This is a genomic window from Actinoplanes awajinensis subsp. mycoplanecinus (assembly GCF_001509495.1).
Taxonomy (GTDB): domain Bacteria; phylum Actinomycetota; class Actinomycetes; order Mycobacteriales; family Micromonosporaceae; genus Actinoplanes; species Actinoplanes palleronii.
Map to the genome: position 1 here is coordinate 1 of NZ_LLZH01000332.1, position 26,614 is coordinate 26,614.

A 26,614-nucleotide genomic window follows, 5' to 3' on the forward strand; every position below is an offset into this window, starting at 1 on the left:
AGCGCCTCCGCCCCCCTCGAGGTGACCACCAGCGCTTTTCCGTGCCCACCCACGGACGTCGCCCCGGAGGGCTTCGCGTTCGGGACGCGCCAGCGGCCTGCGGAGCCCGCAGGGGTCCCGGCGGGAGCGGCGGTCCGCACCCCGGCGGACGCACGACAAAAAGAATTTGATCTTGCTGATCATCACGCCGCGGCGGTTCCGTCACATCCATAGATGGTGTTGAGTGGATGGATGACTCCTCCGTTCCGGGCGGATCACGTCGGCAGCCTGCTCCGCCCGCCCCGCCTGCTCGAAGCCCGTGCCAAGAACCTGCCCGCCGCGGACCTGCGCGCGATCGAGGACGACGCGATCCGCGACGTGGTCCGCATGCAGCGCGACGTCGGCCTGCGCTCGGCCACCGACGGCGAGTTCCGCCGAACCGCCTGGCACATGGACTTCATCTACCGGCTCGGGGGCATCCGGCCGACCGACGAGAAGATCCAGGTGCATTTCCGGAACGCCGGGGGTGAGCTGGACTTCGAGGCCGCGGCCCTGGCGATCGACGAGCCGGTGCGGCTGACCGAGACCATCTTCGGTGACGACTTCGCGTTCCTGGCCGGCGTGGCCGGGCCGGACGTCACCGCCAAGCTGACCATCCCGTCGCCGAGCATGGTGCACTACCGGGGCGGGCGGGCCGCGATCGATCCGCTGGTCTACCCGGACGAGGAGTCGTTCTGGGCCGACCTGAGCGCCGCCTACGCCGACCAGGTCCGCCGGATCGCCGCGCTGGGCTGCCGTTACCTGCAGCTCGACGACACCAGCCTGGCCTATCTGAACGACCCGGAGCAGCGGCGTCAGCTCACCGAGCGCGGGGACGACGCCGAGCACCAGCATCTGCGTTACATCCGGCAGATCAACGCGGCGATCGCGGACCGGCCCGCCGAGCTGGCCGTCACCACGCACATGTGCCGGGGCAACTTCCGGTCCTCGTGGGCGGCCGAGGGCGGCTACGACTTCGTCGCCGAGGCCCTGTTCAGCGAGCTGGCCGTGGACGGTTTCTTCCTGGAGTACGACGACGACCGCTCCGGCGGGTTCGCCCCGCTCCGGTTCGTCCCGCCCGGCAAGCGGGTGGTGCTGGGCCTGGTCACCACGAAACGCGGCGCCCTGGAGTCGAAGGACACCCTGAAGCGCCGCATCGACGAGGCCGCCAAATATGTCCCCCTCGAGCAGCTCTGCCTCTCGCCGCAGTGCGGTTTCTCCTCGACCGTCGAGGGCAACACTCTTTCGTACGACCAGCAGGTCGCCAAGCTCGCGCTGATCGTGGAGACGGCGGCCGAGGTCTGGGGCTGAACCGCCCGCCCGGCCGGTCAGGCGGCCAGTGGCACGGAGGCGGGCGTGCCGGCCGAGGCGACCTGGTTGCGCCCGGCGTTCTTGGCGGCGTACAGCGCCCGGTCGGCGGCGAGCACCAGCTCGTCCACCGTCGGCACGCCGGGCATCCAGGCCATGCCGATCGAGACGGTGACCTGGGTCAGCTGGCCCTCCGTGACCGCGATCGGTGCGTTCGCCACGCCGCGCCGTACCCGTTCCGCGACGGCCAGGGCCACGTCCGGGTCGGTGGCCGGCAGTAGCACGGCGAACTCCTCGCCGCCGTAACGGGCTACCGTGTCGCCGGGGCGGACCAGTTCCCGCAGCCGGTGGGTGACCTCGACCAGCACCCGGTCACCGCCGCCGTGCCCGTACGTGTCGTTGACCTGCTTGAAGTGGTCGATGTCCAGCAGCAGCATGCTCAGCGGCTGACCGGAGCGGTGGGAGCGGGCCGCCTCGTTGGTGAGGGACTCCTCCAGGTAGCGGCGGCTGCGCAGCCCGGTCAGGCCGTCGGTGATCGCGGCTTGGCGCTGGGCCCGGACCAGCCCGGCCATCCGGGCCAGCACGAGCAGGAACAGCACGATGCACACCGCGGCGGCGGCGGCCACGTGGGGATGCCGGCCGGTGATGTACTGGATCAGCAGCGAGGCGGGCGCGGTCACCGCGGCCACCGCCAGCACGATCAGCCGGCCGGTGGTCGCGTCCGGCATGTCGGCGCTGGACCGCATGACGAGTTTCACCGCTGAGGGGTGGAGCACGGCGGCGGCGAACAGGTAGCCGGAGACCATCCAGACCGCGTCCAGGTAGTTGGCGATCTGGTAGGTGCCGTTCAGCGACTGGATGCTGTACAGGGTGTCGGCGCCGAGCACCAGGGCCAGGTAGACGCCGATCAGGCGGAGGGCGAAGCTGCGCGGTCCGGCGCCGAGCACCAGCCGGGCACCCACCATGATCAGCATCAGATCGCCGATCGGGTACGCGGCGGAGACCAGCTTGGTGACCGTCCCCGGGGTGACGCTGACGGTCGGCGCGATGACGTGCTCGAGCACCAGGTAACCGGCGCCGACAGCGACGATCGCGGCGTCGATGGCGCTGGCGCCGTCCCAGCCGGGGGTGCGCCGCCGGATGATCAGAAGCAGTCCGGCCGCCATCAGCGGGTACGCCATGAGGTAGCCGACGTCCGCGACGCTCGGGTACGCGACCTCGCTCTGCACCAGGGCCAGGAAGTAGAAAGTGACGTCACCGGCGACCCCGGCCAGGCCGGATCCGGCCAGCAGCAGCATGACCGGCCGCAGCGTCGGCTGCCGGCGCGCGGCCGCCAGGGCACACACCGCGAACGTGGCGTTGGCGCTGACGTAGAGGGCGACCTGCGCGCCGGGCCACAGCCCGAGGTGGACGAGCAGGTAATACACACCGATGACGACGGGTGCGACACCGAGGCACACCTGCCACGCCGCTACCCGCCTGATCCTCGCCCCATCCACGACCTGACTCATCCCGCAAGCCTCACCGGCCCGGGTGGCGATGCGGGGGCAGGCCGGGTGCGGTTCAGGTGCCGGTGGCCTCCATGACCGGCTCCAGGTGGGCCACCGGCTCGCCTCCCGATGGGCGGCCGCGACCGAAGACGAACGCCCGCTGGATCGCGAACCCCGCCGCGAACAGCGTCACCTCGGTCAGCACCTTGGCGACGGCCAGCGACCCGAGCGCGGTGTTCAGCCACTCCAGCACGACCACGTTCGCGCTCAGCGACGCCACCGCCAGCGCCGCATACCGGGGCGCTGCCCGCCGATGCGCCACCCCCTCCCCGAACACCGCCCGCCGGTTCACCGAGTAGTTCAGCGTCGCGCTGACCACCCGGGCCAGCACCGCCGACAGCACCAGCTGATCAGTAGCCGACACCAGCACCGCGAGCAGCGCCGCGTCCACCCCGAACGCCAGCAGCGACGACGCCGCGAACCCGAGCAGCGGCCGGTAGATCCGCACCGAGTCCTGCAACGGCCGGAAGTGCGACGACCTGTTCCCGTCCAGGTAGACCGTCGCGATGCCGACCTCCTCGATCGCCAGCCGGTCCCGGGCGGCGCGCAGCAGCAGCCGCAGCTCGTACTCGAAACGGTCGCCGGGCACCCGCCCCAGCCAGCCCAGCATCCGTGCCGGATAGCCCCGCAGACCGGTCTGCGTGTCCGTTACTGACAGGCCGGTGACCAGCCGGAACAGCACCCGTGTCGCGGCGTTCCCGAACCGGCTGCGGGCCGGCACCCGCCCGGTGAACCGGCGCACCCCGAGCACCATCGCGGCCGGGGTCACCCCGACCCGGGCCGCCACCGCCTCGATGTCCGCCGGCCGGTGCTGCCCATCGCTGTCCGCGCAGACCACGTCGTGGCCGGGGTAGGCGGCCGCGGCGTGCGCGAAACCGGTGCGCAGGGCGAAACCCTTACCCCGATTCCGGTCCAGGTGGATCACTTCGGCGCCGGCCATCCGCGCCTCTTCAAAGACCATGTCGTACGACGGACCGCTCCCGTCGTCCACCACCAGCACGTGATGCCGGTCCAGCTCGTGCACGAGGTCGGCCAGCCGTCCGTCCGGCTGGTACGCGGGGATCAGCACCAGCACGACTCAGCCCGCCACGTAGAGGATGTCGCTGGTCCCGCGCTCCTGGCCCTTGCCGAGCGGGTTGTTGACCAGCTGATCCTGGAACACCATCGCGGACGACCCGCCCCCGTCGATGTTGTACGCCAGCTCCGCCCCCCGATCCGCGAAGATCTGGGCGAACTCGGTCATCGTGACGCCCCGGCTGTACCCGCTGCTGCGCCCGTCCACCACCACCCAGAGCAGATGGTTCGCGGCGACCAGGCCGACACCGGTGCGCGGCTGGTTCCCCTGGATGGAGTGGTTGCCGAAGTTCGTGTCCACCTCGACGTCGTCGATCCCGCTGAGCACCGTGCCGCCCTCGACGAGTCCCGGCCCGAACGACAGCGTGTTCCACACGCCCGCCGCGAGCAGCTCGTCCGCGGTCGTAGTGGTCTCGTCGTACAGTTTCGCGGTCCCGTCGGCGTAGAACGCCAGCCCCTGCCGCGCGCCCGAGTCCCGGAACTTCACCCCGTTGCGAATGACGATCCCGGTGTCCCGGAACCCGTAGTAATCCCCGTTGATCGCCAGCACCGCATTGACGCTCTTCGCGATCACCGACGGATTCGCGACGATGTTCTCGCCGAATTCGTCGTTCGCGAACGCCGACCGCACGATGGTGGCGTCGGTGACCTGAACGTCCGCGACGACATACGTCACGGTGTCGCTGCCCGACCCGGTGGTCACCGTCTCGATCGAGATCTTCGCGGTGTCGCTGGTGTACGACGTCGCCGTGGCGGTCCCGTCACTGGCGGCCTGAGCTGCCACGACGGTGTCGGAGGCGAGGCTCGACGCGCTGCTCACCTCGACGTGGTCGACGACGTAGCGGTCCAGCGCCCAGGCGCCGCCACCGGCCACGGCGGCCAGCACACCCAGTCCGCCGCCCAGGAATCCGCGCCGGGAGAGCCGGCGTTTCGATGCGTTCTCAGTGGTCACAACAAGCAGTGAAGCCGCGCATCTTGTGCGTCATCTGTGCTGCGCCCGTCCACCCTCTGTCGACCACCGCCCGGTGCCCCTGACGCTCGCCGGACCCGTCGGCGGGGGAGAATGAAGCGCTCGGCACAGGGCCGGGCGGAAGGAAGTGGGACAGACCATGCAGCAGGTGCGGGCCCGGGTGGATCACGGCGTGGTCAGCGGCACGTTCAGCCTCGACGGGCAGACGTTCGACGTCGACAACAACGTGTGGGTGATCGGCGACGACACCGAGTGCGTGGTGATCGACGCCCCGCACGACGTGGACGCGATCCTGGCGATCGTCGGCGACCGGCGGGTCACCGCGATCGTCTGCACCCACGCCCACGACGACCACGTCCGGGTCGCGCCGGCCCTGCGCGAGCGGACCGGCGCGCCGATCCTGCTGCACCCGGCCGAGCGCCCGCTCTGGGAGCTCACCCACGGCACCGACGTCACCTGGGACAAGGACCTGGCCGACGGCGACCGCATCGAGATCGCCGGCAGCACGCTCACGGTCCTGCACACCCCGGGCCACGCTCCCGGCGCGGTCTGCCTGCACGCCCCCGACCTGGGCTGCGTCTTCACCGGCGACACCCTGTTCCAGGGCGGCCCGGGCGCCACCGGCCGCTCCTACTCCGACGCCGACCTGATCGTCGCCTCGATCCGCGCCCGCCTGCTCACCCTCCCGGCCGCCACGGTGGTCCACACCGGCCACGGCCCCGACACCACCATCGCCGCCGAGACCTCCTGACCGCCCCGGCCCGGCGCCCAGCCGCGCCCCAGGTCCGCCCCACTCACCACGCGGCACCGCAGCCGCCCCGGCCGCCGCGCGCCTCCCGGTCCTGGCTGGGCCTCAGGGGTGTCTCCGCGACGCGGAGACACCCCTGAGGCCCAGCCAGCCACCCGGAAGCACGCCGGTCAGCCGTCGACGGTGACCGTGGTGGGGTGGGTTTTCAGGAAGCCGGCGACGCGGTCGGTGGTGACGGCGGTGAAGAAGTCGCGGGTGGTGGCGGGGAGCTGTTCGCCGCGGTAGGCCTTGTTCTCGAAGAGCGGGCCGCCGGGCAGACCGATGGTGGTCATCTCCGTGAGGTGCAGGGTCTTCAGCTCGGTGGCCCAGTCGGCGAGGCTGTGGCCGCCGCCGAGGAAGGTCAGTGAGGTGCCGACCGTGGCGGTGACCTTCAGCAGGGTGGCCGGGCTGGTCAGGACGGTGCGCTTCAGCTTCTTGGCGAGGGCTTTGAGCATCTGCCGCTGGTGGCGCTGGCGGTCGTAGTCGGAGCGCGGCAGGCCGTAGCGCTGCCGCGCGTAGTCCAGCGCCTCCCACCCGCGGAAATGCACCGGCTTGGCGCTCTTCGGATAGACCTTCTGCGGCCCGGTGTAGGGGCGGTGGCAGTCGTCGTGTCCCGGGCACTGCCGGATCCGGTCCCGGGGCCGGCCATCCGGTTTGCGGTGCTCGGAGACGACGTTCTGATCGACCGGCATGCTCAGCCCGCCGACCGCGTCGACCAGCCGGGTGAAGCCGCGGAAGTTGAGCACCGCGCCCGCGTCGAACCGGGTGATCCCGGTGACCGCGCCGACCGTCCGGGCGAGCAGCTCGTAGCCTTGCGCCGCGCTGTACCGGCCGGGACCGACCCGGCTGCCCAGCGCCATCGCGGCGTTGATCTTGTCGCGGCGGGCCGCGGAGCCGGACGTCGGGAACGCCGGGATCGCCACGATCAGGTCGCGGGGCAGCGAGAACAGGTACGCGCCGGTGCGGTCGGCGGTCACGTGCGCCACGATGATCGAGTCGGCCAGCGGCGCGGTGTGGTCGTTGCGCGGGTCGATGCCGACCAGCAGGACGTTCAGCGGGCCGCGGATCGGTGCGGCGGCGTGCACGGCCCGCTCGGCGACGACGGCCGGGGCCAGCAGGAGACTGCCGAGGGCCAGCCCGAACCGGGCCCATTTCGCGACGGTGGCCACGTGCTCTTCTCCCTTGCGTCCGGTTCATGGCTGCAAGCGAATATTGCACTTTTTATGGCTGGAAACCCGGGTTATCCCGCAAAAAGGGCGGGCCGGGTCCGAAGAACCGGCCCGCCCCCGGGAGCTGATCAGTGGCCGCGCCCGCCACCGCCGCCACGGCCGGCCGGGGCCACGTCCGCGGTGACCGTGGCGACCTCGGTCGCGCCCAGCTTCCCGCCGGCCGCGAGCCCGCCGGTGCTGGTCCCGCTGGCCGTCCCGCCGGTGTGGACGGTGTACGACGAGCCACTCTTGATCTTCGAGGAGGAGTACACGACGTTCTGGATGGACTTGCTGGTCACGTACGTCGCGATCAGGTTCCCGTCGCTGTCCGCGATCTGGATCGTGGTGCCGGCCGCGACCGTGCTGTCCAGCGTCGCCGACAGCCAGCCCTGCTCCGAGTCGGTGCTCGGCGCGACCACCATGCCGGAGCTGCCGGCCGCCAGCAGCGTCCCGCCGCTGATGGTGAACGTCCCGTTGACGTCGAGGGCGCCGTTCCCGTTGCCCTCCGGCCCGTTCACCACGACCGTCCCGCCGGTGATCTCCGCGGTCCCGTTCGAGTCCAGCCCGTCACCGCCGGCGTCGATCACCAGGGTGCCGCCGTTGACGGTCACCTTGTACGGCCCGACCTCGTCGCCACCGCCACCCCCGCCGCCGAAGCCGCCACCGCCCTGGGTGTCCTCGGTGGTCCCGGTCCCGCCGGCGCCGTTGATGCCGTCGTCGCTGGAGACCACGTGCACGGTCCCGGAGTTGAGCACGAAGTCGGCCGCCTCCAGGCCCTCGTTCGACGCGGTCACCTCGACCGACCCGCCGTCGACGATCTCCTGGCCCTCGGCGTGCACCCCGTCGTCGCCGCTGGCCACGCTGACCGCCGCGCCGGTGAAGTGCACCGCCCCGTCGCTGTGGATCGCATCGTCGGCGGCGTCCACCGTGGTGGTGCCACCCTCGAGGACGGTGATCACGCCGGACTTCAGGCCCTTCGACGAGGTGTCGTCGGCGGCCTTGACGCTGTGGCCGCCGCCCGCCTTCACCACCAGGTCGCCGCCGGTGACCACGATGTCGGTGGCCGCGTCCACGCCGTCGCCGGTCGCGGTCAGCGCCACGGTCCCGGCCGCGATCGCCACGTACCCGGAGTCGGCGTCGTCGGCGTTGTCCGCCTTGATCCCGTCGCCGCCCGCGGTGACCGTGATCGTCCCGCCGTTGACGACGACGTAGTCCTTGCCGCGGATCCCGTCGTCCTTGGCCGTCACGGTGACCGTCCCGGACTGGATGACCAGGCCGTCCTTGCTGGTGATGCCGTCGTTGCCGTTGCCGGTCACGGTGAGTGTGCCGGTGCCGGTGACGTTCAGGTCGCCGGCGCTGAACAGGGCCGCGTTCACGTCCGCGTCGTCGGCGTAGGACGCGGCGTCGGCGAGGGTGCTGGTGGTCCCGTCGGCCAGCACCACGGTCAGCGCGTCGACGTCGGTGGCCGCGATCGCCGCCGTGGTCGAGCTGGTGATCGACGCGCCGTCCAGGATCAGGGTGACCGCGGCGTCCGGCGCGGTCACCACGATCTGCCCGTCGGTGAGCGTCCCGCTGATCCGGTACGTCCCGGCCGCCGTGATCGTCACGGTCGACCCGTCCACCGTGACCCCGTCCGCGTCGGAGCCGGCCGAGGTGCCGGAGAGCGTGATGGTGGCGGCCCCGTCGGTGCTCACGGCGGCGACGGCCGTCGCGGTCTTGTTCGCGGCGAGCACGGCGGCCGCCTTCTGGGTGCCGTCGACCGAGACGACGGCGGCGGCGGTGGTGCCGGTGGCGGCGTCGGTGGTGGAGCCGGTGCTGCTGGAGCAGCCGGCGAGCAGGGCGGCGGCCAGGGCGGCCGAGCTGACGGCGGCGACGAACTTCTTGCGCAGGTTCACGATGATTCCTCAAGGGAGAAGTGGCGGCGCAGCACGGGCTGCCAGCGGTTGGCGGGGAGGTCGGGGCGCAGCGCGGCGAGCCCGGTGGCGTACTTGGAGATCGAGCAGGGCCGGTGGTGCAGCCGCCAGAGCAGCCGATCAGCTTCGGACGCGGCGCCACCGGACTTGGTCTCCAGCACGGCCCGGTCCGGCATCCGGATCCGTGTGCCGTCCGGCAGCGACCAGCCCAGGTCGGTGTCGACGGTGACCCGGCTGCCGGTGCCCGGCAGGTAGAGCGTGTGCCGCCGGTAGCGGGTGATCAGAACCGGCCGGAAAGCGCTGCCGTCGACCGGGATGCCCGCGTCGGCCAGCACCCGCTCGAGGTGGGCGCGACCGTCCGGGCCCAGATCAAGACCATTTCCTTCGTACGAAATCCGCTCTTTGATCGTGGTCCCCCGCGAGCCCCGGGTCTTGACCTCGACGAAGTGCGTCCCGGTCTCCGCGTAGGTACGGATCCGGACCTTGAAGCGGCGGCGGCGGGAATGAGCGGCGCCCAGGTAACTGTCGAGTCCGGCGGTGTCGAAGTAGATCGACCGGTAGCCGAAGTCGCGCTGCCCGTCGATCTCCAGTGCCCGGACGTCCGGCGGCAGCCCGGCGAGCAGCCCGGGCAGCACCGACGCGGGCAGCAGGTACTTGCGGTCGACGCGGGTCAGCAGCTCGGCCGAGGCGACCAGGTGGTCCAGCGAGATCGGGGCGAAGGCGGTGATCATCCGACGCTCACCCGCTCCCGGGCGGTGGCCGGCGCCAGGTACCGGACCTCGACCAGCGTGCTGTCGTTGACCAGGTCCACCTGCTTGATCGACAGGTTGACCACGGTGCCGCCGAGCACCCGTTCCAGGTGCGCCCGCAGCGTGGTCTCGTCGGTGTGAGCGGCGTCCAGCCGGACGATCTGGAAACGGTGCCGCTTGAACAGTCCCGGGTGGTCGCCGAGCCAGAGCGCCGCGAGGATCAGCGCCATCAGCCCGCCGGTGATCGCGTCCAGGCCGCCGAGGCCGGGGAGCAGGCCCAGCGCGAGCGCCGCGAAGTAGTACGCCACCTCGGTCTGGCTGATCTCGTCGGACCGCAGCCGGATGATCGACAGGACGCCGAACAGGCCGAGCCCGAGGCCCGCGCCGACGTTCTCCGAGCCGAGCACGGTGGAGACGGCCAGCACGCCGATGTTCACCCCGAGGAACGCGGCGACCAGGTCGCGCCGATGGTGCCGGGGGAAGTAGACGCCGAAGGTCAGGACGGCGATCGCGACGAGGTCCGCAACGGCGGCGAGCAATGCGTTCACAAGGCTTCCTTCAGGCGAAGTTCATTTGATGTTCCCCATTGGGGGCCCCTCGCCTGGGCTGGACCTGTGCGTCGTCTGTTCCTGGTCTGAGAGACGGTGCTCTTAGAAAACCTTTACGGTTCGCCAAGCCGGTCCTTAGCCAGGGCGCCGAGATTTGATCCCATGACCGCCACCGCCGCGCCCGTCCTTCGCGCCGACCCCCGGACCACTCCGCGTTGGTATCCCGACGTGGGTGGCACCGCGGCCGCCTTCAGCCTGCTGATCGTCGTCGCGCTGTGGGTGGGCAACGGCGGCGTCCAGCAGCTCACCGGCGGCGGCGCGGAAGCGGTGTCCGCGGCCGGTCGGCTGACCGGGCTGCTCGCCTCCGACCTGCTGCTGCTCCAGGTGCTGCTGATGGCCCGGATCCCGCTGGTCGAGCGCGCGTTCGGTCAGGACCGGCTGGCCCGCTGGCACCGGTGGGCCGGGTTCACCTCGTTCTGGCTGATGGTCGTGCACATCGTGACGATCACGCTGGGCTACGCGGCGGCGGCGGACACCAACGCGTTCGCCGAGCTGTGGGACATGATCTGGACGTACCCCGGCATGCTGCTCGCCACGGCCGGCACCCTCGCGCTGGTCATGGTGGTGGCCACGTCGATCCGGGCGGCCCGCCGCAAACTGCGCTACGAGTCGTGGCACCTGCTGCACCTGTACGCGTACCTCGGCGTCGGCCTCGCGCTGCCGCACCAGCTCTGGACCGGCGCCGACTTCGTCGCCTCGGCGGCGTCCCGCACGTACTGGTGGACGCTGTACGGGGTCTCGGCCGGCGCCGTCCTGGTCTACCGGATCGGGCTGCCGGCCTGGCGCAACTGGCGGCACCGGCTGGTCGTCGACCGGGTGGTGCCGGAGGGCCCCGGACTGACCTCGGTCTACCTGAGCGGGCGACGGCTCGCCGAGCTGCCGGCCCGGGCCGGGCAGTTCTTCCAGTGGCGCTTCCTGGCCGGGCCGGGCTGGAGCCGGGCCAACCCGTACTCGCTCTCCGCCACGCCGCACGGCGAGCAGCTGCGGATCACCGTGAAGGACCTCGGTGACGGCAGCTCCCGGGTCGCGGGCCTGCGCCCCGGCACGAAGGTGCTGGTCGAAGGCCCGTACGGGAAGCTGACCGGCGAGTTCTACTCCGGTGGCCCGGTGGTGCTGATCGCCTGCGGGATCGGTGTCACCCCGCTGCTGTCGCTGCTCGGCGAGCTGCCCTACCGGGTGGGGGAGGCGACCCTGATCTACCGCGCGCGTACCGAAGCGGAACTGGCCTTCCGGGGCGAGCTGGAGTGGTTCGCCCGGCATCGCGGGGTACGGGTGGTGACCCTGCTCGGGCCGCGCGCCGACCGGCCGTCCTGGCTGCCCGCCGACCTGGCCGGACGTGCCGACTCGGAGGTGCTGCGGGAGATCGCGCCCGAGGTGGCCGCCGCACACGTGTACGTCTGCGGACCGGAGGCCTGGACCGCACCGGTCCGCGCCGCGGCCCTGGCCGCCGGGGTGCCCGCCGACCGGCTGCACACCGAACTGTTCGCCTGGTGAGTTTGAGAAAGGACGCCTCCATGCGCCGCATCACCCTGTGGATGCTCTCCACGGTCGCCGCTCTGGTGCTGATGTTCAGCTACCGGACCAGCACCAACAGCCCCGCGCCGGTCGCCGCCGCGGCGGTCGCCACCGGCAGCTCATCGGGTGGCACCTCGTCGGACGGCAGTTCGTCGAGCGGCACTTCGTCGGGTGGCGCCTCGTCGGACGGCGCCGGCGGGACCACTTACACCGGGTCGACGGCCTCCACCCGGTGGGGCGACGTCCAGGTGGCCATCACGGTCACCGACGGCAAGATCACCGCGGTCACCGTGCCGGTCTACCCCACCGAGAACCACCGGGACCAGGAGATCAACGCACGGGCCGTTCCGACGCTGGTCCAGGAGACCCTCGACGCGCAGAGCGCGAAGATCGACACCGTCTCCGGCGCGACCGTGACCAGCGACGGATACCTCCAGTCGCTGCAGTCCGCGCTCGACGCCGCCCACCTGTCCTGACCGTCGCCGGGGCTGGCAGGGTGGACGGCATGCGGATCCTGGTGGTGGAGGACGACGCGGCGGTGCGCGACTCGCTCGCGCGCACGCTGCGCTTCGAGGGATACCAGGTGGAGACGGTCGGCGACGGGCTGCAGGCCCTCGACGCGGTGCGTGCCGGCGAGCCGGACGCGCTGATCCTCGACGTCAGCATGCCGCGGATGGACGGGCTCGAGGCGTGCCGGCGGCTGCGCGCCGAGGGGGTGCTGCTGCCGGTGCTGATGCTCACCGCCCGGGACAGCGTCGGCGACCGGGTCGCCGGGCTGGACGCCGGCGCCGACGACTATCTGGTCAAACCGTTCGCCCTGCAGGAGCTGCTCGCGCGGATCCGGGCACTGCTGCGCCGCTCGGCGCTGACCGCGCCGATCGGCGGGCCGCCGGGGGAGGCGGAGGCGGGTGAGTGCCTGGTTTTCTCCGATGTACGGCTCAACCCCCGCACGCGCGAGGTCCAGCGCGGCGGGCGGTCACTGCGATTGACGCGTACGGAGTTCGACATCCTCGAGGTGTTCCTGCGCCACCCGCGTCAGGTGCTCACCCGGGCCGCGTTGTTCGAGCAGGTCTGGGGCTACGACTTCGGTGAGGGGTCGAACAGCCTGCACGTGTACCTCGGCTACCTGCGCCGCAAACTGGAGTCCGAGGGCGAGCCCCGGCTGCTGCACACCGTGCGGGGCGTCGGGTTCGTGGTCCGGGAGGAGCCGCTGTGAAGCTCGCACGCGGCCGGTGGTGGGAGGAGCCGCTGTGAAGGTCGCACCCGGCCGCTGGTGGCGCGCCCGTACCCTGCACGCCCGGTTGTCCCTGCTGGTCACCGGTGCGGTCGGGGCCGCCGTGCTGGTCGTCGCGACCGGCGCCTGGATCGCCGTCCGGGAGATTCAGCAGCACCAGGTCGCGCTCGAGTTGAGCAGCGACGCCGCCTCCATCGCGGCCAACCCGGCGCAGTGGCTGGCCACCGAGTCGTCGCGGACCCGGTCGCCCGGCGATCGCCCCGGCGGCGGCCGTGGCGGTGGCCGCCACGAGCGGGAGATCGGCCCGTGCTGGCAGATCCTGGACGCCACCGGCGCGGCCTCCGGCGGCAGCCGGACCACGCTGCCGGTCACCGACACTGCCCGGTCGATCGCCACCGGCGCCAGCGGCGCGGCCGTGCAGGAGAAGATCACGCTCGGCCCGGACGACTACCTGATGCTCACCCTGCCGCTGCCCGGCGGGGGAGCGGTCCAGGTCGGCATGGACGAGGACCCCAGCGACAAGGTGCTCGCCGCGTTCGCCGCCCTGCTCGCCCTCGGCTCCGCCGCCGGGATCGCCGGCGCGGCCTTCCTCGGCCGAACCGTCGCGCGCGCCGGCCTGGCCCCGGTCGAACGGCTCACCTCGGCCGTCGAGGACGTCGCGGTCACCCAGGACCTGGACCACCCGATCGACGTGCGCGGCGCCGACGAGATCGCCCGGCTGGGCCGCTCGGTCAACGCCATGCTGGCGGCCATCGACGCCTCCCGCCGAGCCCAGCGCACCCTGGTCGAGGACGCCGGCCACGAGCTGCGCACCCCGCTGACCAGCATCCGCACCAACGTCGAGCTGCTGCTCGAACTGGAACGCCGTCCCGAGCTGGCCCACCGGCTCCCCCCGGAAGACCGCGCCAAACTCCTGGCCGACCTGGACGCCCAGGTCCGCGAACTGGCCACGCTCACCACCGAGCTGGTCGAGCTGTCCCGGGAGGAAGCAGCCCGCGAAGCGGTCGAACCCCTCGACTTCGCCGACGTGGTCTCGGCCGCCCTGGACCGCGTCCGGATCCGCGCGCCCGGCATCACCTACGACGTGGTCCTGTCCCCGGCCCCGGTCCTCGGCCGCCCCGGCGAACTGGAACGCATGGTGGTGAACGTCCTGGACAACGCGGCCAAGTGGAGCCCACCCGGCGCCGCCGTCACGGTCCGGCTGTCCGCTGCCGAACCAGGCTGGACCGCGCTCACGGTCACGGACACCGGCCCCGGCATCGCCCCGGAGGACCTGCCCCACGTCTTCGACCGCTTCTACCGCGCGGCCGCGGCCCGCTCCATGCCCGGCTCCGGCCTGGGCCTGGCCATCGTCGCCCAGACCGCCCACCAACACGGCGGCACGGTCACCGCCGCCCCCGCCCCCACCAGCGGCACCACAGTCACCCTGCGCCTACCCACCTGACCCCCGCCGCGACCTGCGCGGGTACTTCCGCCGCGCTGCATCCACGCCCAACTCGCGCGAGAACTTTCGGCACGCCGCGCGCGCACAGCTTGCGTGGGGACTTTCGGCGCGCTGCGCACCCAAATTCCCCACGTTGTGTCTGGGGACGGCTTGTGTGGGGACTTTCGGCGCGCTGCGCACCCAAATTCCCCACGTGGTGTCTGGGCGCGGCTTGTGTGGGGACTTTCGGTGCGCTGGGTGCCCTAATTCCCCACGTTGTGTCTGGGGACGGTTTGTGTGGGGACTTTCGGTGCGCTGGACACCTGAATTCCCCACGCAACACCCGGGACGGGGTGGTTGGGTGACGGTGGAGTTCGGCTAATCCTGGCTTCCGAGCTGAGCGGCTTCGGAGCGACCCCGGCTGGACGCACCGCCGTTATACGTCCTTCATGACGGCCGTCGCGACCAGCCGGGTGAGCCCCGATGACGCCCAGCTCAGGGTGATCGAGACGGTGACCCTGAGCTCGCCGAGACCCCGGCTCGCTCGTCCCGGCCGTCAGCCGGGGCGGTATCGGTCCGCGCTGACTGATCGCGTGTATGTGCCGCCCACCGGTGGGCGGCAGGCGTCCGCACTGGCGGAACGCGTCCTGCTACCGCCCCAGGATGGGCGGCAGGAGCACCCGCGACCGGACCGCCGCCCCCGCCCCCGACCGATCGCGTGCCGCCACCGCCCTGCCCGCACCACGCGAGGTCTCCTACTGCCCCGCCGGCGTGCGGCGAGTGTTCTGCCGCCCCGCTGGCATGCGACGAGTGCTCCTGCCGTCTCGCCGGCATTCAGTGAGTGTTCTGCTGCCCACACCGCCTACGGCTGGCCGTCGGTGCCACCCGTCTCACCGGGGCTATCCAGGCTGCGTTACCTGACGAACGGCTGCGGCATTCCATGATCAACTTAGGCTGAGTGGCGTTGCGGCGCGCTCGGCTGGTGCTGGTGGTCCTTATGGCGGGTGGATGGGGGCCGTCAGGGCCAGCTCGTCGTGTCGGGCTGGTGCTGGTGGTTGCATCAGCGGCCTTGATACCACCGTGGACACCAGCTGGACGTGTCGGGCTGGTGCTGGTGGTCGTATCGGCGGCCTTGATACCACCGTGAGCACCAGCTGGGCCGGTCGCCCCACGGGCGCGGATGCTGCGTGGCTGGTGGTGTGCCGGGCTGTTCGCCGCTGCCGGCAACCCGGACGCGCTCGGCAGGCCCGCGGGGCTGTCGGCCTCAGCTGGCCATCGACCGTGAGTGGACGCGGCACGCAGCGTGCGAGGGAGAAGTCGGCCGGGGAGGAGGGTGCGGCCCGGGCTGGTTCTCGGGGGTGCAACGGGCGTTCTGCGTTCGCCCTTCAGGCGGGGCCGAAGTGGTCCATGCCGCGCAATGCCTCGATCACGCTGGCTATGTGTTCGCGCATCGCGCCCTCGGCGGCCTTGGGGTCGTGGTCGCGGATCGCCGCGATGATCCGCTCGTGCTGCGGCAGTGAGGTCTGCGGGCGGCCGGGCAGCAGCGACAGCATGTACTGGTGGCGGACCAGCTGGCCGCGCAGGGTCTCGACGATCCGGTCGGCCGTGCGGTGCTCCGCGATCTGGCGGATCAGCGCGTGGAGGCGGACGTTGAGGTCGCTGTAGCGGCGGTACTCGCCGGCCTCGACCGCGCGCCGCATCAGCACGCCGATCTCGTCCAGCTCGGTGGCCTGGTCGGGCTCGACCCGCTCGGCCGCGCGCGCCGCGATCAGGCCCTCGACCACCATCCGCACCTCGGTGATCTCGACGGCCTCGGCCATCGACACCTTGCGGACGTGCGCACCCCGGTTGCGTTGCACCTCGACCAGACCTTCGGCGGCGAGGTCCTGCAGGGCCGCCCGGACGTTGAACCGGCTCGCCTCGAGACGCTCGCAGAGCTGCGCCTCGACCAGGCGCTCGCCGGGCAGATATTCACCGCGGAGGATGGCGTCGCGCAGGGTGTCCCTGGCCTGGGTCGCCGTGCTCGGGGCGGTGACGCGCGCCGCTCGCCGGTCGGTGTCGTGATCAGACGCCATCTGTACTCGTCGACTTCCTGTCGTTGCTTGTGCCGGGCCCCTCATCATGCCGGAGCGATCCCGGACCGCGCAGCTCCGGGTGGATCGATGGGTGGATCGATCTGCGGGCCGATGTGCGGGCCGATGTGCGGATCGATGGGCGGGCCGTTGGACGGATCGGTGGGTGGGCCGATGGGTGGGCCGATGGGTGGGCCGTGGGCGGGTTGATGTGGGATCGATGAGCCGATCGATGCCCGGAAGTCTTCCCAGCGCTCACAGGATTGTCAACAATCATCGGCGCGGGTGACACTCGCGGTGGAGGGGGAGACGGCATGCTGGTTCGGTCCGGAGTCTCGGTGCTGGTGATCCGCAGTGGCACGGTTCAGGGGGCGTATTTCCGCGCCGGGGAGCTGCCCGCAGCCTTCGACGCGGGGGACGTGACGGCGGTGGTGGTGGGCCGGTCCGCGGAGCCGGGGGTGGATGTCCACTGCGAGTTCCCGGGTGGCGCGGCCGACCGGGCCGGGCTGCTGGCCGGGGCCGGAGTGTTCGCGCTGGAACGCGGGCTGGTGGCAGCGGGCGCCGGATCTGGGGTGGGAGCCGGGGCGGGTGATGGAGCCGGGTCGGTTCCGGTGCGGGTTCGGGTGGCGGAGACCGGTGTGGTGGTGACCGTCCACGTGCCGGACGTGCCGGGCGGGGGTTATGCGGGCGACACCGCGATCAGTGGCGTGCCGGGCACCGCGGCCCGGGTGCTGATCGAGTTCGCGGATGGCGCGGATGCCGCGCTGCTGCCGACCGGCCGGGTGGTCGACGACCTGGGCGGCGTGCCGGCCACGCTGATCGGTGCCGTCGCGCCGGCCAGCCTGATCGGCGGCGGCGTGCCGGCCACGCTGATCGGCGGCGGTGTGCCGGTGGTGCTGGTCGCGGCCGCCGTGCTCGGGGTGACCGGATACGAGACGCCGGCCCGCCTCGAGTACGACGACCGGCTCCGCGCCGCCCTCGAAGCGTTGCGGCTGCGAGCCGGCCGGCTGCTCGGGCTCGGCGCCGTGACGGATCGGGAGGTGCCGGAACTGTGCCTGGTGGCACCGCCGGTCGCCGGGGGAGGGCTGTGTGTCCGGATGGTCGTGCGTGGCCAGGTGCAGCCCGCGATCGGGTTCCGGTCCGCGCTGAGCGTGGCCGCGGCGGCCGCTCTGCCCGGCAGCGTGGCGGCCCAGATGAGCCGGCCGGCCAGGGTGGCGGGGCTGCGCACGGCGGCGACGGGGTTGCGCACGGGCGCGGGGGCGGTGCTGCGCATCGAGCACCCGACCGGCTTCCTCGACGTGCAGACCGGAGTGCCCGGCCGGCCCGGCGCCAACGCGGTCGTGACCACCGCCCGCCCGTTGCTGGACGGTCGGCTGCCTCGTCTCTGATCGCCCGTTGCTGGACGGCCGACTGCCATGCCGCCCCGGCTCTGACCGCCCGTTGCTGGACGGTCGGCTGCCCTGCCCGGCCCTGACCGCCTGCGCCCCGGGCTTGATCTGGCCGTTCCGGGGTGCCGCGCCGCCGGCATCCGGAATTCTGGAGGGCAACCCCCAGCCAGGAGGCGGGATGTCGAAGGCTCCGCGCATTCACCTCGAGCGTGACGGGACGATGCTGCTGGCCGGCCTGGCCGCGGTTATCACCGTCGTCGTCCTGGTGGTGGCGTTCGCCCCGCTGTCGCTGATCGCCGCCGCCCGGCTGAGCTGGCTCGCCTCGATCGCGTTCAGCGCCGGGACGCTGGTCGCGGCGCGGCGCCTGGTCCGGCGGCTGCGCCGGGGCGACCCGGCCCGCCGGTTCTGGTGGGCGATCTGCTTCAGCGCGGTGACCAGCGGCGTCGCCTACCTGGTGCAGTTCGTGACGGCCCACGGCCCGCAGCAGCTCGTGCTCGGGCCGGTCTCGGTCACGGTCGTCGGGGTGGGCACCGTCGTCGTGGTGGGTGTGCTGTCCACCTATCCGCTGCGGATCCGCTCCGGGCAGGAGCGGTTCTGCTTCTGGCTCGACATGGCCACCGTGATGATCTGTTCGACCGCGTTCGCCTGGTACTTCACCACCGTCGACGACTCGCCGCCGGGACTGCTGAACGTGCTGACCGGCCCGGTCGCCATGCTGGTGGCGGTGTTCGCGGTGGCGAAACTGCTGATCGCCGGGCGGCCGCCGTTCGGGCCGTACACCGGGTTGCTGGGCGCTGCGGCGGCGGTGATCGGCGGTGTCATCGGGGTCTGGGCCCCGTCCGCGGTGGCCGGCGGGACCGGCCACGCGATGCTGGCGGTGAGCGCGGTCGGCGACTCCCTGATGACGGCGGCGATCTGGCTGCAGTGGTTGCAACCGGAACGGGACGCCGTGGACCCGCACCGGCCCCGCCGGCCGTACAGCGTGCTGCCGTACCTGGCGGTGGCGTGCACGTTCGTGCTGCTGGTCCGGGTGTCGGTGGACCGCGGGATGGACGCGCAGTCGATCGCGGTGCTGGCCGGTGCGAGCCTGAGCACGGCCGTGGTGGTGATGCGGCAGGTGGCGTCGTTCGCCGACAACGCCCGGCTGCTCCGCGAGCTGGACGTCACGGTGGCCGAGCTGCGGGAGACCGGGTCGGTGCTGCGCGGCGCGCTCGCCGAACGGGACGCGCTCGCCGAGCGGCTCCACGATCTTGCCTATCAGGACAGTCTGACCGGGCTGGCGAACCGGGCGCTGTTCCACGAGCGGCTGGCCGAGGCGTTCCGGAACAGCGCCGCCGCGGACCGGGACAGCGCCACCGCTTTCCGGGACAGCGCCGCCGCGGATCGGGACAGGGCCGCTGCGGACCGGGACAGCGCCGCCGGGGACCGGCCGGTTGCGGTGATGCTGCTCGATCTGGACAAGTTCAAGCCGATCAACGACGACTACGGGCACGCGGCCGGCGACGCGCTGCTCCGGCACGTCGCCGGGCGGCTGCGGTCCTGCCTGCGGGAGACCGACACCATCGCCCGGCTCGGCGGGGACGAGTTCGCGGTGCTGCTGGCCGACCCGCTCGCCGAGGACCTGGCCGCGCTGGCCGAGCGGGTGGTGGTCGCCGTCCGGCAGCCGTGCCTCGTCGACGGCGTCGAGCTGGCGGTCGGCGCGAGCGTGGGCACCGCGCTGGCCCGGGCCGGCGACAGCGATCCTGACCTGCTGCTGCGCAGCGCCGACGCGGCGATGTACGCGGTGAAGAACGGCAGCCGGTCCGCGCCCCGGTGATCCGAGGCGCCGGGGGGATGCGGTTGTATACCAAGGTCGAGGCGACCGCTGCAGAGAGGCGAGGAATGATGGCTGACGAGACCATCGGGATCGTGGGCGCCGGCATCGTCGGGCTGGCGATCGGCCGGGAGATCACCCTGCGGCGGCCGGGCACCCGGGTCGTGGTGCTGGAGAAGGAGGACGCCGTCGCCCAGCACCAGACCGGGCACAACTCCGGGGTGGTGCACGCCGGCATCTACTACCCGCCGGGCAGCCTGAAGGCGCAGTTGTGCACGCGCGGGCGGTCGCTGCTCAAGGAATACTGCCAGGACCGCACGATTGCGTACGACGAGTGCGGCAAGCTGGTGGTCGCGGTCCGGGTCGACGAGATGGCCCGGCTCGACGCCCTGGAGAAGCGGGCCCGGGAGAACGAGGTGCCCGGGCTGCGCCGGGTCGACCACACCGAGATCCGCGAGATCGAGCCGCACGCCGCCGGCCTGGCCGCGCTGCACTCGCCGGAGACCGCGATCACCGACTTCCCGCGGATCGCGCGCTCGTTCGCCGACGACATCGTCGCCGCCGGTGGTGAGGTCCGGCTGAGCTGGCCGGTCGACGGCATCACGACGCACGCCGGGAAGACCGAGATCACCTCGGGTGACCGCCGCGTGGTGGTCGACCAGCTGATCGTCTGCGCCGGCATCCACAGCGACCAGGTCGCTAAGCTCGCCGGTGACCGTCCGGAACCGATCATCGTCCCGTTCCGCGGCGAGTACATGCGGGTCAAGCCGGAGAAGGCCGGCCTGGTGCGCGGCATGATCTACCCGGTACCGGACCCGCGGTACCCGTTCCTCGGTGTGCACTTCACCCGGCGGGTCACCGGCGTGGTCGAGGTCGGCCCGAACGCGGTGCTGGCCACCGCCCGGGAGGGCTACCGGCGTTCCGACCTGTCGCTGCGTGACCTGGCCGGGATCGCCGCCTGGCCGGGCAGCTGGAAGATGGCCCGCCAGCACTGGCGCACCGGGATCAAGGAGGTCCGCGGCTCGCTCTCCAAGAGCAGCTACATGGCCGAGGCGATGCAGTACGTCCCGGAGATCCACGCGTCCGATGTGTACCGGTCCGGCGCCGGGGTGCGCGCCCAGGCGCTGGACCGCGACGGCAGCCTCGTCGACGACTTCCGGATCCACCGGCTCGGCCCGATCACGGCGGTCCGCAACGCGCCCTCACCGGCGGCGACGTCGTCGCTGGCGATCGCGGAGCACGTGGTGGCCGCGCACTTCGGGTGACGGGGTTTTTCCGTGCCCACCCACGGACGTCGCCCCGGAGGGCTCCGCGTTCTGGCCGCGCCAGCGGCCTGCGGAGCCCGCAGGGGTCCCGGCGGGAGCGACGATCTGTACCCCGGCGGACGCACGAAAAAAAGGATCTTGTCCTTGAAAAAGGTCAGGCGGTGACCGATACGTCCGGGGTGCGTTTGCGGGCGGCCGGGACCACCAGCGGCGTGCCGGTCTCCGGATCGTCGATGACCCGGCAGGGCAGGCCGAAGACGTCCTCGACGAGTTCCGCGGTCAGCACCTCGCCGGGCACGCCGGACTTGGCGACCTTCCCGCCGCGCATGGCGATCAGGTGGGTGGCGTAGCGGGCCGCGTGGTTCAGGTCGTGCAGCACCGCGACGAGCGTGCGGCCCTGGCGTTCGTGCAGCTCGGCACAGAGGTCGAGCACCTCGATCTGGTGCGCGATGTCGAGGTACGTGGTCGGCTCGTCGAGGAGCAGCAGCGGGGTCTGCTGTGCCAGCGCCATGGCGATCCAGACCCGCTGCCGCTGGCCGCCGGAGAGCTCGTCGACGTTGCGGCCGGCCAGGTCGCCGACGCCGGTCGCGGCCATCGACTCGGTGACCACCTGCTCGTCCTGCGCGGACCAGCGGCGCAGCAGGCCCTGGTGCGGGTAGCGGCCGCGGGCCACCAGCTCGGCCACGGTGATCCCGTCCGGCGCGGTCGACGACTGCGGCAGCAGGCCGAGCGTCCTGGCGACCGTCCGGGTGGGCAGGGTGTGCACGTCGCTGCCGTCCAGCAGAACCGTGCCGACGGTCGGCTTGAGCAGCCGGGACAGCGCCCGGAGCAGGGTCGACTTGCCGCACGCGTTCGGCCCGATGATCACGGTGAACGAGCCGTCCGGGATCTCGACGCTGAGGTCCTCGGCGATGACCCGCTTGTCGTAGGCCAGCGTCATCCCGGTACCGCTGAGTCGGGTCATCTCTGCTCCTGCTCGTCGAGGTCGTTCATCAGATCCGTCCCGCCTTGCGCTCCGTGACCAGCAGCCAGACGAGGTAACCGCCGCCCAGCACACCGGTGACCACACCCACCGGGATCGGATAGCCGGAGTGCATGGCCAGCCAGTCCGCGCCGACGGTGAGCAACCCGCCGATCGCCATCGACGGCAGCAGGTTCGGGCCGGGCGCGCGGGTGACCCGCCTGGCGATGTTCGGTGCGATCAGCGCGACGAACTGCACCGGACCGGCGGCCGCCGCGGCACACGCCACCACGATCGCGGCGACCAGCAGCGCGACGGTGCGCAGCCGCTTCACCGGCACGCCCAGCCCGGCCGCGATGTCGTCGCCCATCTCCAGCATCCGCAGGCCAGGACCACAGATCACAACCAGCAGGGGTACGGCGATGAGCAGCACCCCGAGCAGCGGGAGCGCCTCCTCCCAGCCCCGGCCGTCGAAGCTGCCGGTGAGCCAGAGCATGGCCCGGGCGTTCTCCATCTGCACGCCCTTGGTCAGCAGATACCCGCTGATCCCGTTGAGGATCGCGGTCATCCCGACGCCGATCAGGATGAACCGGTACCCGTGCAACCCGCGCCGGCCGCCGATCAGCTGGATCAGCAGCGCCACGCCGATGCCACCGGCCACCGCGGCCAGGGAGAGCTGGGTGCTGGTGCCGCCGAGGATCACCACGGCCAGCGCGGCGGTGCCCGCGCCGCTGGTGATACCGAGCACGTCCGGGCTGCCCAGCGGGTTGCGCACCAGCGACTGGAAGACCGCGCCGCCGGCCGCCAGGGCCATCCCGACCAGGATCGCGGTGATTACCCGGGGCAGGCGCAGCTCGTTGACGATGAACGCCTGGGCGACGGTGCCCCGGCCGAACAGGGTCCGCACCACGTCACCGGCGGCGATCGGATAGTCGCCGGTGCCCAGCGTGAGCACGGCCACCGCGGCCATCCCGACCAGGGCGACGACACCGACGACCGCGGCGCGGGGGCGCGTGACGGCGTTCATTTGGCCACTCGCACCAGGTAGAGGAACAGGGGGCCGCCGAGCACCGCGGTGACCACGCCGACCTGCAGCTCACCGGGGCTGCCCAGCACCCGGCCGAGCACGTCCGCGCCGACCAGCAGCACCGGCGAGAGCACCGCCGTGTAGGGCAGCATCCAGCGCAGGTCCGGCCCGGTGAACGGGCGGACCAGGTGCGGGATCAGCAGGCCGACGAAGACGATCGGGCCGCACGCCGCAGTGGCCGCGCCGCAGAGCAGGGTGACCGCCACGATCACCATGACCCGGATCAGGCCGGGCCGGGCGCCGAGCGCGCTGGCCGCGTCGTCACCGAGCGACAGCGCGTTGAGCGGGCGGGCGCAGGCCAGCGCGACCAGCACGCCGGCCGCGATGAACGGCAGCACCCGCCGGATCGTGCCGAAGTCCGCGCTGGCCAGTGAGCCGACCGTCCAGAACCGCATCTTCTCGATCGAGGCGGTGTCCGCCAGCATGATCGCGCTCACGTACGAGTACAGCGTCGCGTTCAGCGCCGCCCCGGCCAGCGCCAGCCGTGCCGGGGTGGCCGCCCGGCCGCCACCGACCGCGTAGACCAGCGCCGTGACGATCGCGGCGCCGAGCAGGGCGAACCAGACGTACCCGGAGAACGTGCCGATGCCCAGGAACACCGCGGCGCTGGCCACCGCGGCCGAGGCGCCCGCGTTGATGCCGAGCAGGCCGGGGTCGGCGAGCGGGTTACGGGTCAGCGCCTGCATGATCGCGCCGGCCAGGCCGAGGGCGACCCCGACGATCAGGCCCTGCAGCGTCCGCGGCAGCCGCATCTCGTGCACGATCCGGTAGTACGGCGAGCCGGAGTCGACGAGCCCGGCCCACACCTCGCCGGGGGACAGGAAACGCGCGCCGAACCCGATGCCGAGCACCAGGACGGCGGCGAGCACCACGAGGGCGATCAGCAGCCCGGCCAGCCGGGCCGAGCGCCGGGACGCCGCCGGCGGCGCGGGGCTGACCCGCTGCTCAGTAAGGGTGTCGATGGTGGACAGTGGTGGGCTCCCGGCAGAATTCGGCGGATCCTGTTGACGCGCGTTCGGCTCGTTAGGTTAGCCTAACCATCCACGCGGTCGAGTGACCGGTCTGCTGTCCTGCGAAAGATGTGAGCATGTCATTTTCCTCCCTGCCCCTGTCCCGTCGTGGCCTGCTCGCGGCCGGTGGCGCCGTCGCCGCCGGCGCAGTCCTGAGCGCGTGTGGCGGTAAGGACGACGACACGTCCACGCCGGCCGCCTCGGCCACCGCCGCCGGCCCGTGGACCTTCACCGACGACCAGCCCAAGGAGCTGAAGGCGGACAAGTCCCCGTCGAAGATCGTCGCGTTCACCGGCACCGCCGCCGCGCTGGTCGACCTGGGCCTCCAGGACAAGATCGTCGGCGTCTTCGGCGAGACCAAGAAGGCCGACGGCACCGCCGAGGCGCAGGCCGGCTCGCTGGACATCAGCAAGGTCGAGATCGTCGGCAACGCGTGGGGCGAGTTCTCCGTCGAGAAGTACGCCGCGCTCACCCCGGACCTGCTGGTCACCCACCAGTTCGACCCGGGCGCGTACTGGTACGTCCCGGACGAGTCGAAGGACAAGATCCTCGCGGTCGCCCCGTCGGCCCTGATCACCGTCGGCCGGGTGCCGCTGAACAAGCCGATCGAGCGCTACGCCGAGCTGGCCGAGTCGCTGGGCGCCGACCTGAACTCGGCGACGAACACCGCGGCCAAGGCCCGCTTCGAGAAGGCCGCCACCGACCTGTCCGCCGCCGCCAAGGCGTCCGGTGGCCTCAAGGTGCTGTTCGGCTCCGGCGCCGCGGACATCTTCTACGTGTCCAGCGCCGCGGTCAGCACCGACCTGATGTACTTCAAGGAGCTCGGCGTCGACCTGATCATGCCCGAGGTCAAGGGTGCCGACTACTACGAGTCGCTGAGCTGGGAGAACGCCGACAAGTACCAGGCCGACGTGATCTTCCTGGACGCCCGCACCGGCACCCTGCAGCCGAAGGACCTGACCTCGAAGCCGTCCTGGAACGCGCTGCCCGCGGTCAAGGCCAACCAGATCTTCCCGTGGCAGGCCGTCCCGATCTTCTCCTGGAACGGCGCTGCCCCGCTGCTCGAGGCGATCACCGCCGCGATCACGAAGTCCAAGAAGGTCGTCTGACCTTCCGTTGTGGCCTTTTGATCGACCGCTTTTTTGATCGACCTTTTGATCGACCGCTTTTGATCGACCGCTTTTGATCGACCGCCGCCGGTGCTGTCAGCCGGCGGCGGTTGCTCGTTCCACCACGTCTCCGGACCAGCGCACCGCCCCCCGGTCGGCCAGGTAGCGGACGTGCGCCATGGTTTCGGCGATCGCGCCGACCCGCATCGGCCCGATCTCCGCCCACGGCCGTGACCAGGTCAGGTTCGCGGCCAGCTGCCAGATCGTCGGGCTGCCCAGCCTCTCCACGGCCGCCACGATCTCCTCGCAGCGCAACTCGTGATGCGCGCGCAACCGGCGGGACCGGGCCGCGATGCCCCGGAACCGGTACTCGTGCGCGGGCAGCGCCTCCAGCTCGTCGTACGCGGCCACCTTCGCCAGGGATTCCAGGAACGCGGCGAGCGGCGACGAACCGGGCCGTTGCAGACCGATGTTCGGGCTGATCCGCGGGAGCAGATGATCGCCGGTGAGCAGCACCCCGGCGTCCGCGTCGAGGAGGCAGATGTGGCCCGGCGTGTGCCCGGGCGTCCACACCGTGCGCAGATCTCGCCCCTTCACCGGCACCGGATCACCGTCCTCGAGCAACACGTCCGGCTGGGCCGGATCGGACAGTCGATGCTGCCCGATCGTGCCGGCCAACCCGGCGATCTCGTCCTCCGGCACGTGGTGCGCCCGCAGCCAGCCGTCGGCGGGACCGTGCGGTTGCAGCGCGTCCCGCTCGGCCGGGTGCATGGCCACCCAGGTGCCGGCGCTCTGCAGCCTCGCCGAGAGTCCATGGTGGTCGGAGTGGACGTGAGTGACCACGACGCCGAGCACGTCTTCCTGCTTTGCACCCGCGGCGACCAGGCCTGCTTGCAGCGCGGCCCAGCCTTCGTCACTGTCCCAGCCCGGGTCGACCACGACCAGGCCGTCGTCGCCGGGGATCAGGTAGGACAGGGTGTAACGCAGCGGACTCCGCGGAATCGGCACCGGCACCGACCAGATCCCCCCGGCCAGCCGCTCGGTCGGCGGCAGCACACCGGCGGCCCAGGCCGCCTGCTGACCGATCCCGGTCACGACAATCTCGTCGGCGGCCATCCGAACCCCATTTCCCAGACGATCCCCGTCCAGGAACCAGCCCCATCCTGACACCCCGCCCCGAGCACCCACCCGCACCCCACGCCCATGGTGATCTCCCGTGGAGCCGTGGAGCCGTGGAGCCGCGTAGCCGTGGCCCGACCGGGCCGTGGCGCGCTGCCCGAGCCTCCGCCTACCCGCCGCGGTTGCTGCCCGAACCCATAACGGCCGCCAGAACCAGCCCGCCGTGCCGAGCTGGTCCTGGCAGCCGTTATGGGGGGCTCATTTGGGCCGTGGTAACCAGCTGGGTGTGCCGGGCTGGTTCTGGCAGCCGTTATGGCGGATTGATAACGGCCGCAGTAGCCAGCTGGGCATGCCGCAATGCCGCTCAGCTCTATTTGATCTCGGTGGGGCTCTGCGGTTTTGGGGTGGTCCCCGATGTGTTCGGGTGCAGGTG

Annotated in this window: 22 protein-coding genes; 10 read left to right on the forward strand and 12 right to left on the reverse strand. The window is 71.9% G+C overall.

What is annotated here, in order from left to right:
* Positions 1-231 precede the first annotated feature (231 nt).
* Positions 232-1,329 (forward strand): 5-methyltetrahydropteroyltriglutamate--homocysteine S-methyltransferase, encoded by a 1,098-nt coding sequence (locus tag ADL15_RS46450; protein ID WP_157442031.1) that lies wholly within the window; start codon positions 232-234, stop codon positions 1,327-1,329.
* Positions 1,330-1,346: 17 nt separating this feature from the next.
* On the opposite strand, the gene ADL15_RS46455 is transcribed toward ADL15_RS46450, so the two are convergent.
* Genes ADL15_RS46455 through ADL15_RS46465 form a run of 3 tightly spaced genes read right to left on the reverse strand, consistent with a single transcriptional unit; the run spans position 1,347 to position 4,902 of the window.
* The gene (locus ADL15_RS46455; protein ID WP_083972577.1) at positions 1,347-2,837 is read right to left on the reverse strand and encodes a GGDEF domain-containing protein; all 1,491 of its coding nucleotides are present in this window, start codon (positions 2,835-2,837) and stop codon (positions 1,347-1,349) included.
* 52 nt (positions 2,838-2,889) lie between these two features.
* Positions 2,890-3,945: a GtrA family protein gene (locus tag ADL15_RS46460; RefSeq protein WP_232344980.1), complete on the reverse strand. Its 1,056-nt coding sequence runs from the start codon at positions 3,943-3,945 to the stop codon at positions 2,890-2,892.
* 9 nt (positions 3,946-3,954) lie between these two features.
* Positions 3,955-4,902 carry a phosphodiester glycosidase family protein gene (locus ADL15_RS46465; RefSeq protein WP_067706429.1) on the reverse strand — a complete coding sequence of 316 codons (948 nt, stop codon included), beginning with the start codon at positions 4,900-4,902 and terminating at the stop codon, positions 3,955-3,957.
* 166 nt (positions 4,903-5,068) lie between these two features.
* Here ADL15_RS46465 and ADL15_RS46470 point away from each other — a divergent pair, with 166 nt between their 5' ends.
* The gene (locus ADL15_RS46470) at positions 5,069-5,671 is read left to right on the forward strand and encodes an MBL fold metallo-hydrolase (protein ID WP_198171307.1); all 603 of its coding nucleotides are present in this window, start codon (positions 5,069-5,071) and stop codon (positions 5,669-5,671) included.
* Between the two features lie 167 nt (positions 5,672-5,838).
* On the opposite strand, the gene ADL15_RS46475 is transcribed toward ADL15_RS46470, so the two are convergent.
* From ADL15_RS46475 to ADL15_RS46490, 4 genes are all read right to left on the reverse strand, one after another.
* The gene (locus ADL15_RS46475) at positions 5,839-6,876 is read right to left on the reverse strand and encodes an LCP family protein (protein ID WP_067706432.1); all 1,038 of its coding nucleotides are present in this window, start codon (positions 6,874-6,876) and stop codon (positions 5,839-5,841) included.
* A 128-nt stretch (positions 6,877-7,004) separates the two neighbouring features.
* Entirely contained in the window at positions 7,005-8,810 is a 1,806-nt protein-coding gene (locus ADL15_RS46480) for a carbohydrate-binding domain-containing protein (RefSeq protein ID WP_067706435.1), read from the reverse strand.
* Entirely contained in the window at positions 8,807-9,559 is a 753-nt protein-coding gene (locus tag ADL15_RS46485; RefSeq protein WP_067706438.1) for a polyphosphate polymerase domain-containing protein, read from the reverse strand. Before ADL15_RS46485 ends, ADL15_RS46480 begins: the two co-directional genes overlap by 4 nt.
* A complete protein-coding gene (locus ADL15_RS46490; protein ID WP_067706441.1) occupies positions 9,556-10,125 on the reverse strand; it encodes a DUF4956 domain-containing protein in 570 nt (189 codons plus the stop codon). The genes ADL15_RS46485 and ADL15_RS46490 overlap by 4 nt, the downstream gene beginning before the upstream one ends.
* A 162-nt stretch (positions 10,126-10,287) precedes the next feature.
* Here ADL15_RS46490 and ADL15_RS46495 point away from each other — a divergent pair, with 162 nt between their 5' ends.
* From ADL15_RS46495 to ADL15_RS46510, 4 genes are read left to right on the forward strand one after another with little or no spacing between them, the layout of a single operon-like run.
* Entirely contained in the window at positions 10,288-11,679 is a 1,392-nt protein-coding gene (locus tag ADL15_RS46495; protein WP_067706444.1) for a ferredoxin reductase family protein, read from the forward strand.
* A gap of 20 nt (positions 11,680-11,699) precedes the next feature.
* Positions 11,700-12,176, forward strand: a complete 477-nt coding sequence (locus ADL15_RS46500; RefSeq protein WP_067706447.1) for an FMN-binding protein — start codon at positions 11,700-11,702, stop codon at positions 12,174-12,176.
* Positions 12,177-12,205: 29 nt separating this feature from the next.
* The gene (locus ADL15_RS46505) at positions 12,206-12,916 is read left to right on the forward strand and encodes a response regulator transcription factor (protein WP_067706450.1); all 711 of its coding nucleotides are present in this window, start codon (positions 12,206-12,208) and stop codon (positions 12,914-12,916) included.
* Between the two features lie 34 nt (positions 12,917-12,950).
* A complete protein-coding gene (locus tag ADL15_RS46510) occupies positions 12,951-14,378 on the forward strand; it encodes a sensor histidine kinase (protein ID WP_083972578.1) in 1,428 nt (475 codons plus the stop codon).
* Positions 14,379-15,742: 1,364 nt separating this feature from the next.
* On the opposite strand, the gene ADL15_RS46515 is transcribed toward ADL15_RS46510, so the two are convergent.
* Positions 15,743-16,432 carry a GntR family transcriptional regulator gene (locus ADL15_RS46515; protein WP_083972579.1) on the reverse strand — a complete coding sequence of 230 codons (690 nt, stop codon included), beginning with the start codon at positions 16,430-16,432 and terminating at the stop codon, positions 15,743-15,745.
* 311 nt (positions 16,433-16,743) lie between these two features.
* Here ADL15_RS46515 and ADL15_RS46520 point away from each other — a divergent pair, with 311 nt between their 5' ends.
* The 3 genes from ADL15_RS46520 (at position 16,744) to lhgO (ending at position 20,895) form a co-directional block, all read left to right on the forward strand.
* Positions 16,744-17,817 carry a PrpF domain-containing protein gene (locus ADL15_RS46520; RefSeq protein ID WP_067706453.1) on the forward strand — a complete coding sequence of 358 codons (1,074 nt, stop codon included), beginning with the start codon at positions 16,744-16,746 and terminating at the stop codon, positions 17,815-17,817.
* Between the two features lie 178 nt (positions 17,818-17,995).
* On the forward strand, positions 17,996-19,633 hold the full coding sequence (locus tag ADL15_RS56735) for a GGDEF domain-containing protein (protein WP_067706456.1): 1,638 nt from the start codon (positions 17,996-17,998) through the stop codon (positions 19,631-19,633).
* Positions 19,634-19,698: 65 nt separating this feature from the next.
* The gene (gene lhgO / locus ADL15_RS46530; protein WP_232344989.1) at positions 19,699-20,895 is read left to right on the forward strand and encodes an L-2-hydroxyglutarate oxidase; all 1,197 of its coding nucleotides are present in this window, start codon (positions 19,699-19,701) and stop codon (positions 20,893-20,895) included.
* Positions 20,896-21,049: 154 nt separating this feature from the next.
* On the opposite strand, the gene ADL15_RS46535 is transcribed toward lhgO, so the two are convergent.
* From ADL15_RS46535 to ADL15_RS46545, 3 genes are read right to left on the reverse strand one after another with little or no spacing between them, the layout of a single operon-like run.
* Positions 21,050-21,859 (reverse strand): ABC transporter ATP-binding protein, encoded by an 810-nt coding sequence (locus tag ADL15_RS46535; RefSeq protein ID WP_067706459.1) that lies wholly within the window; start codon positions 21,857-21,859, stop codon positions 21,050-21,052.
* A gap of 28 nt (positions 21,860-21,887) precedes the next feature.
* Positions 21,888-22,883, reverse strand: coding sequence for a FecCD family ABC transporter permease (locus ADL15_RS46540; RefSeq protein WP_067706463.1), 996 nt, complete (start codon positions 22,881-22,883; stop codon positions 21,888-21,890).
* Positions 22,880-23,812: a FecCD family ABC transporter permease gene (locus ADL15_RS46545; protein ID WP_269748440.1), complete on the reverse strand. Its 933-nt coding sequence runs from the start codon at positions 23,810-23,812 to the stop codon at positions 22,880-22,882. The genes ADL15_RS46540 and ADL15_RS46545 overlap by 4 nt, the downstream gene beginning before the upstream one ends.
* A gap of 212 nt (positions 23,813-24,024) precedes the next feature.
* Between ADL15_RS46545 and ADL15_RS46550 the strand changes: the two genes are divergently transcribed.
* Complete coding sequence (locus ADL15_RS46550; protein ID WP_067706469.1) at positions 24,025-25,062, forward strand: ABC transporter substrate-binding protein; 1,038 nt, start codon at positions 24,025-24,027, stop codon at positions 25,060-25,062.
* Positions 25,063-25,158: 96 nt separating this feature from the next.
* Here the strand turns inward: ADL15_RS46550 and ADL15_RS46555 are convergent, their stop codons facing one another.
* The gene (locus tag ADL15_RS46555; protein ID WP_083972580.1) at positions 25,159-26,178 is read right to left on the reverse strand and encodes an MBL fold metallo-hydrolase; all 1,020 of its coding nucleotides are present in this window, start codon (positions 26,176-26,178) and stop codon (positions 25,159-25,161) included.
* Between the last annotated feature and the right edge of the window lie 436 nt (positions 26,179-26,614).

Coding starts and splice junctions, on each gene's coding strand:
- ADL15_RS46450 (WP_157442031.1), top strand. CDS start 232: ATGACTCCTCCGTTCCGGGCGGATCACGTCGGCAGCCTGCTCCGCCCG.
- ADL15_RS46455 (WP_083972577.1), bottom strand. CDS start 2,837: ATGAGTCAGGTCGTGGATGGGGCGAGGATCAGGCGGGTAGCGGCGTGG.
- ADL15_RS46485 (WP_067706438.1), bottom strand. CDS start 9,559: ATGATCACCGCCTTCGCCCCGATCTCGCTGGACCACCTGGTCGCCTCG.
- ADL15_RS46495 (WP_067706444.1), top strand. CDS start 10,288: ATGACCGCCACCGCCGCGCCCGTCCTTCGCGCCGACCCCCGGACCACT.
- ADL15_RS46500 (WP_067706447.1), top strand. CDS start 11,700: ATGCGCCGCATCACCCTGTGGATGCTCTCCACGGTCGCCGCTCTGGTG.
- ADL15_RS46505 (WP_067706450.1), top strand. CDS start 12,206: ATGCGGATCCTGGTGGTGGAGGACGACGCGGCGGTGCGCGACTCGCTC.
- ADL15_RS46515 (WP_083972579.1), bottom strand. CDS start 16,432: ATGGCGTCTGATCACGACACCGACCGGCGAGCGGCGCGCGTCACCGCC.
- ADL15_RS46520 (WP_067706453.1), top strand. CDS start 16,744: ATGCTGGTTCGGTCCGGAGTCTCGGTGCTGGTGATCCGCAGTGGCACG.
- ADL15_RS56735 (WP_067706456.1), top strand. CDS start 17,996: ATGTCGAAGGCTCCGCGCATTCACCTCGAGCGTGACGGGACGATGCTG.
- lhgO (WP_232344989.1), top strand. CDS start 19,699: ATGATGGCTGACGAGACCATCGGGATCGTGGGCGCCGGCATCGTCGGG.
- ADL15_RS46535 (WP_067706459.1), bottom strand. CDS start 21,859: ATGACCCGACTCAGCGGTACCGGGATGACGCTGGCCTACGACAAGCGG.
- ADL15_RS46540 (WP_067706463.1), bottom strand. CDS start 22,883: ATGAACGCCGTCACGCGCCCCCGCGCCGCGGTCGTCGGTGTCGTCGCC.
- ADL15_RS46555 (WP_083972580.1), bottom strand. CDS start 26,178: ATGGCCGCCGACGAGATTGTCGTGACCGGGATCGGTCAGCAGGCGGCC.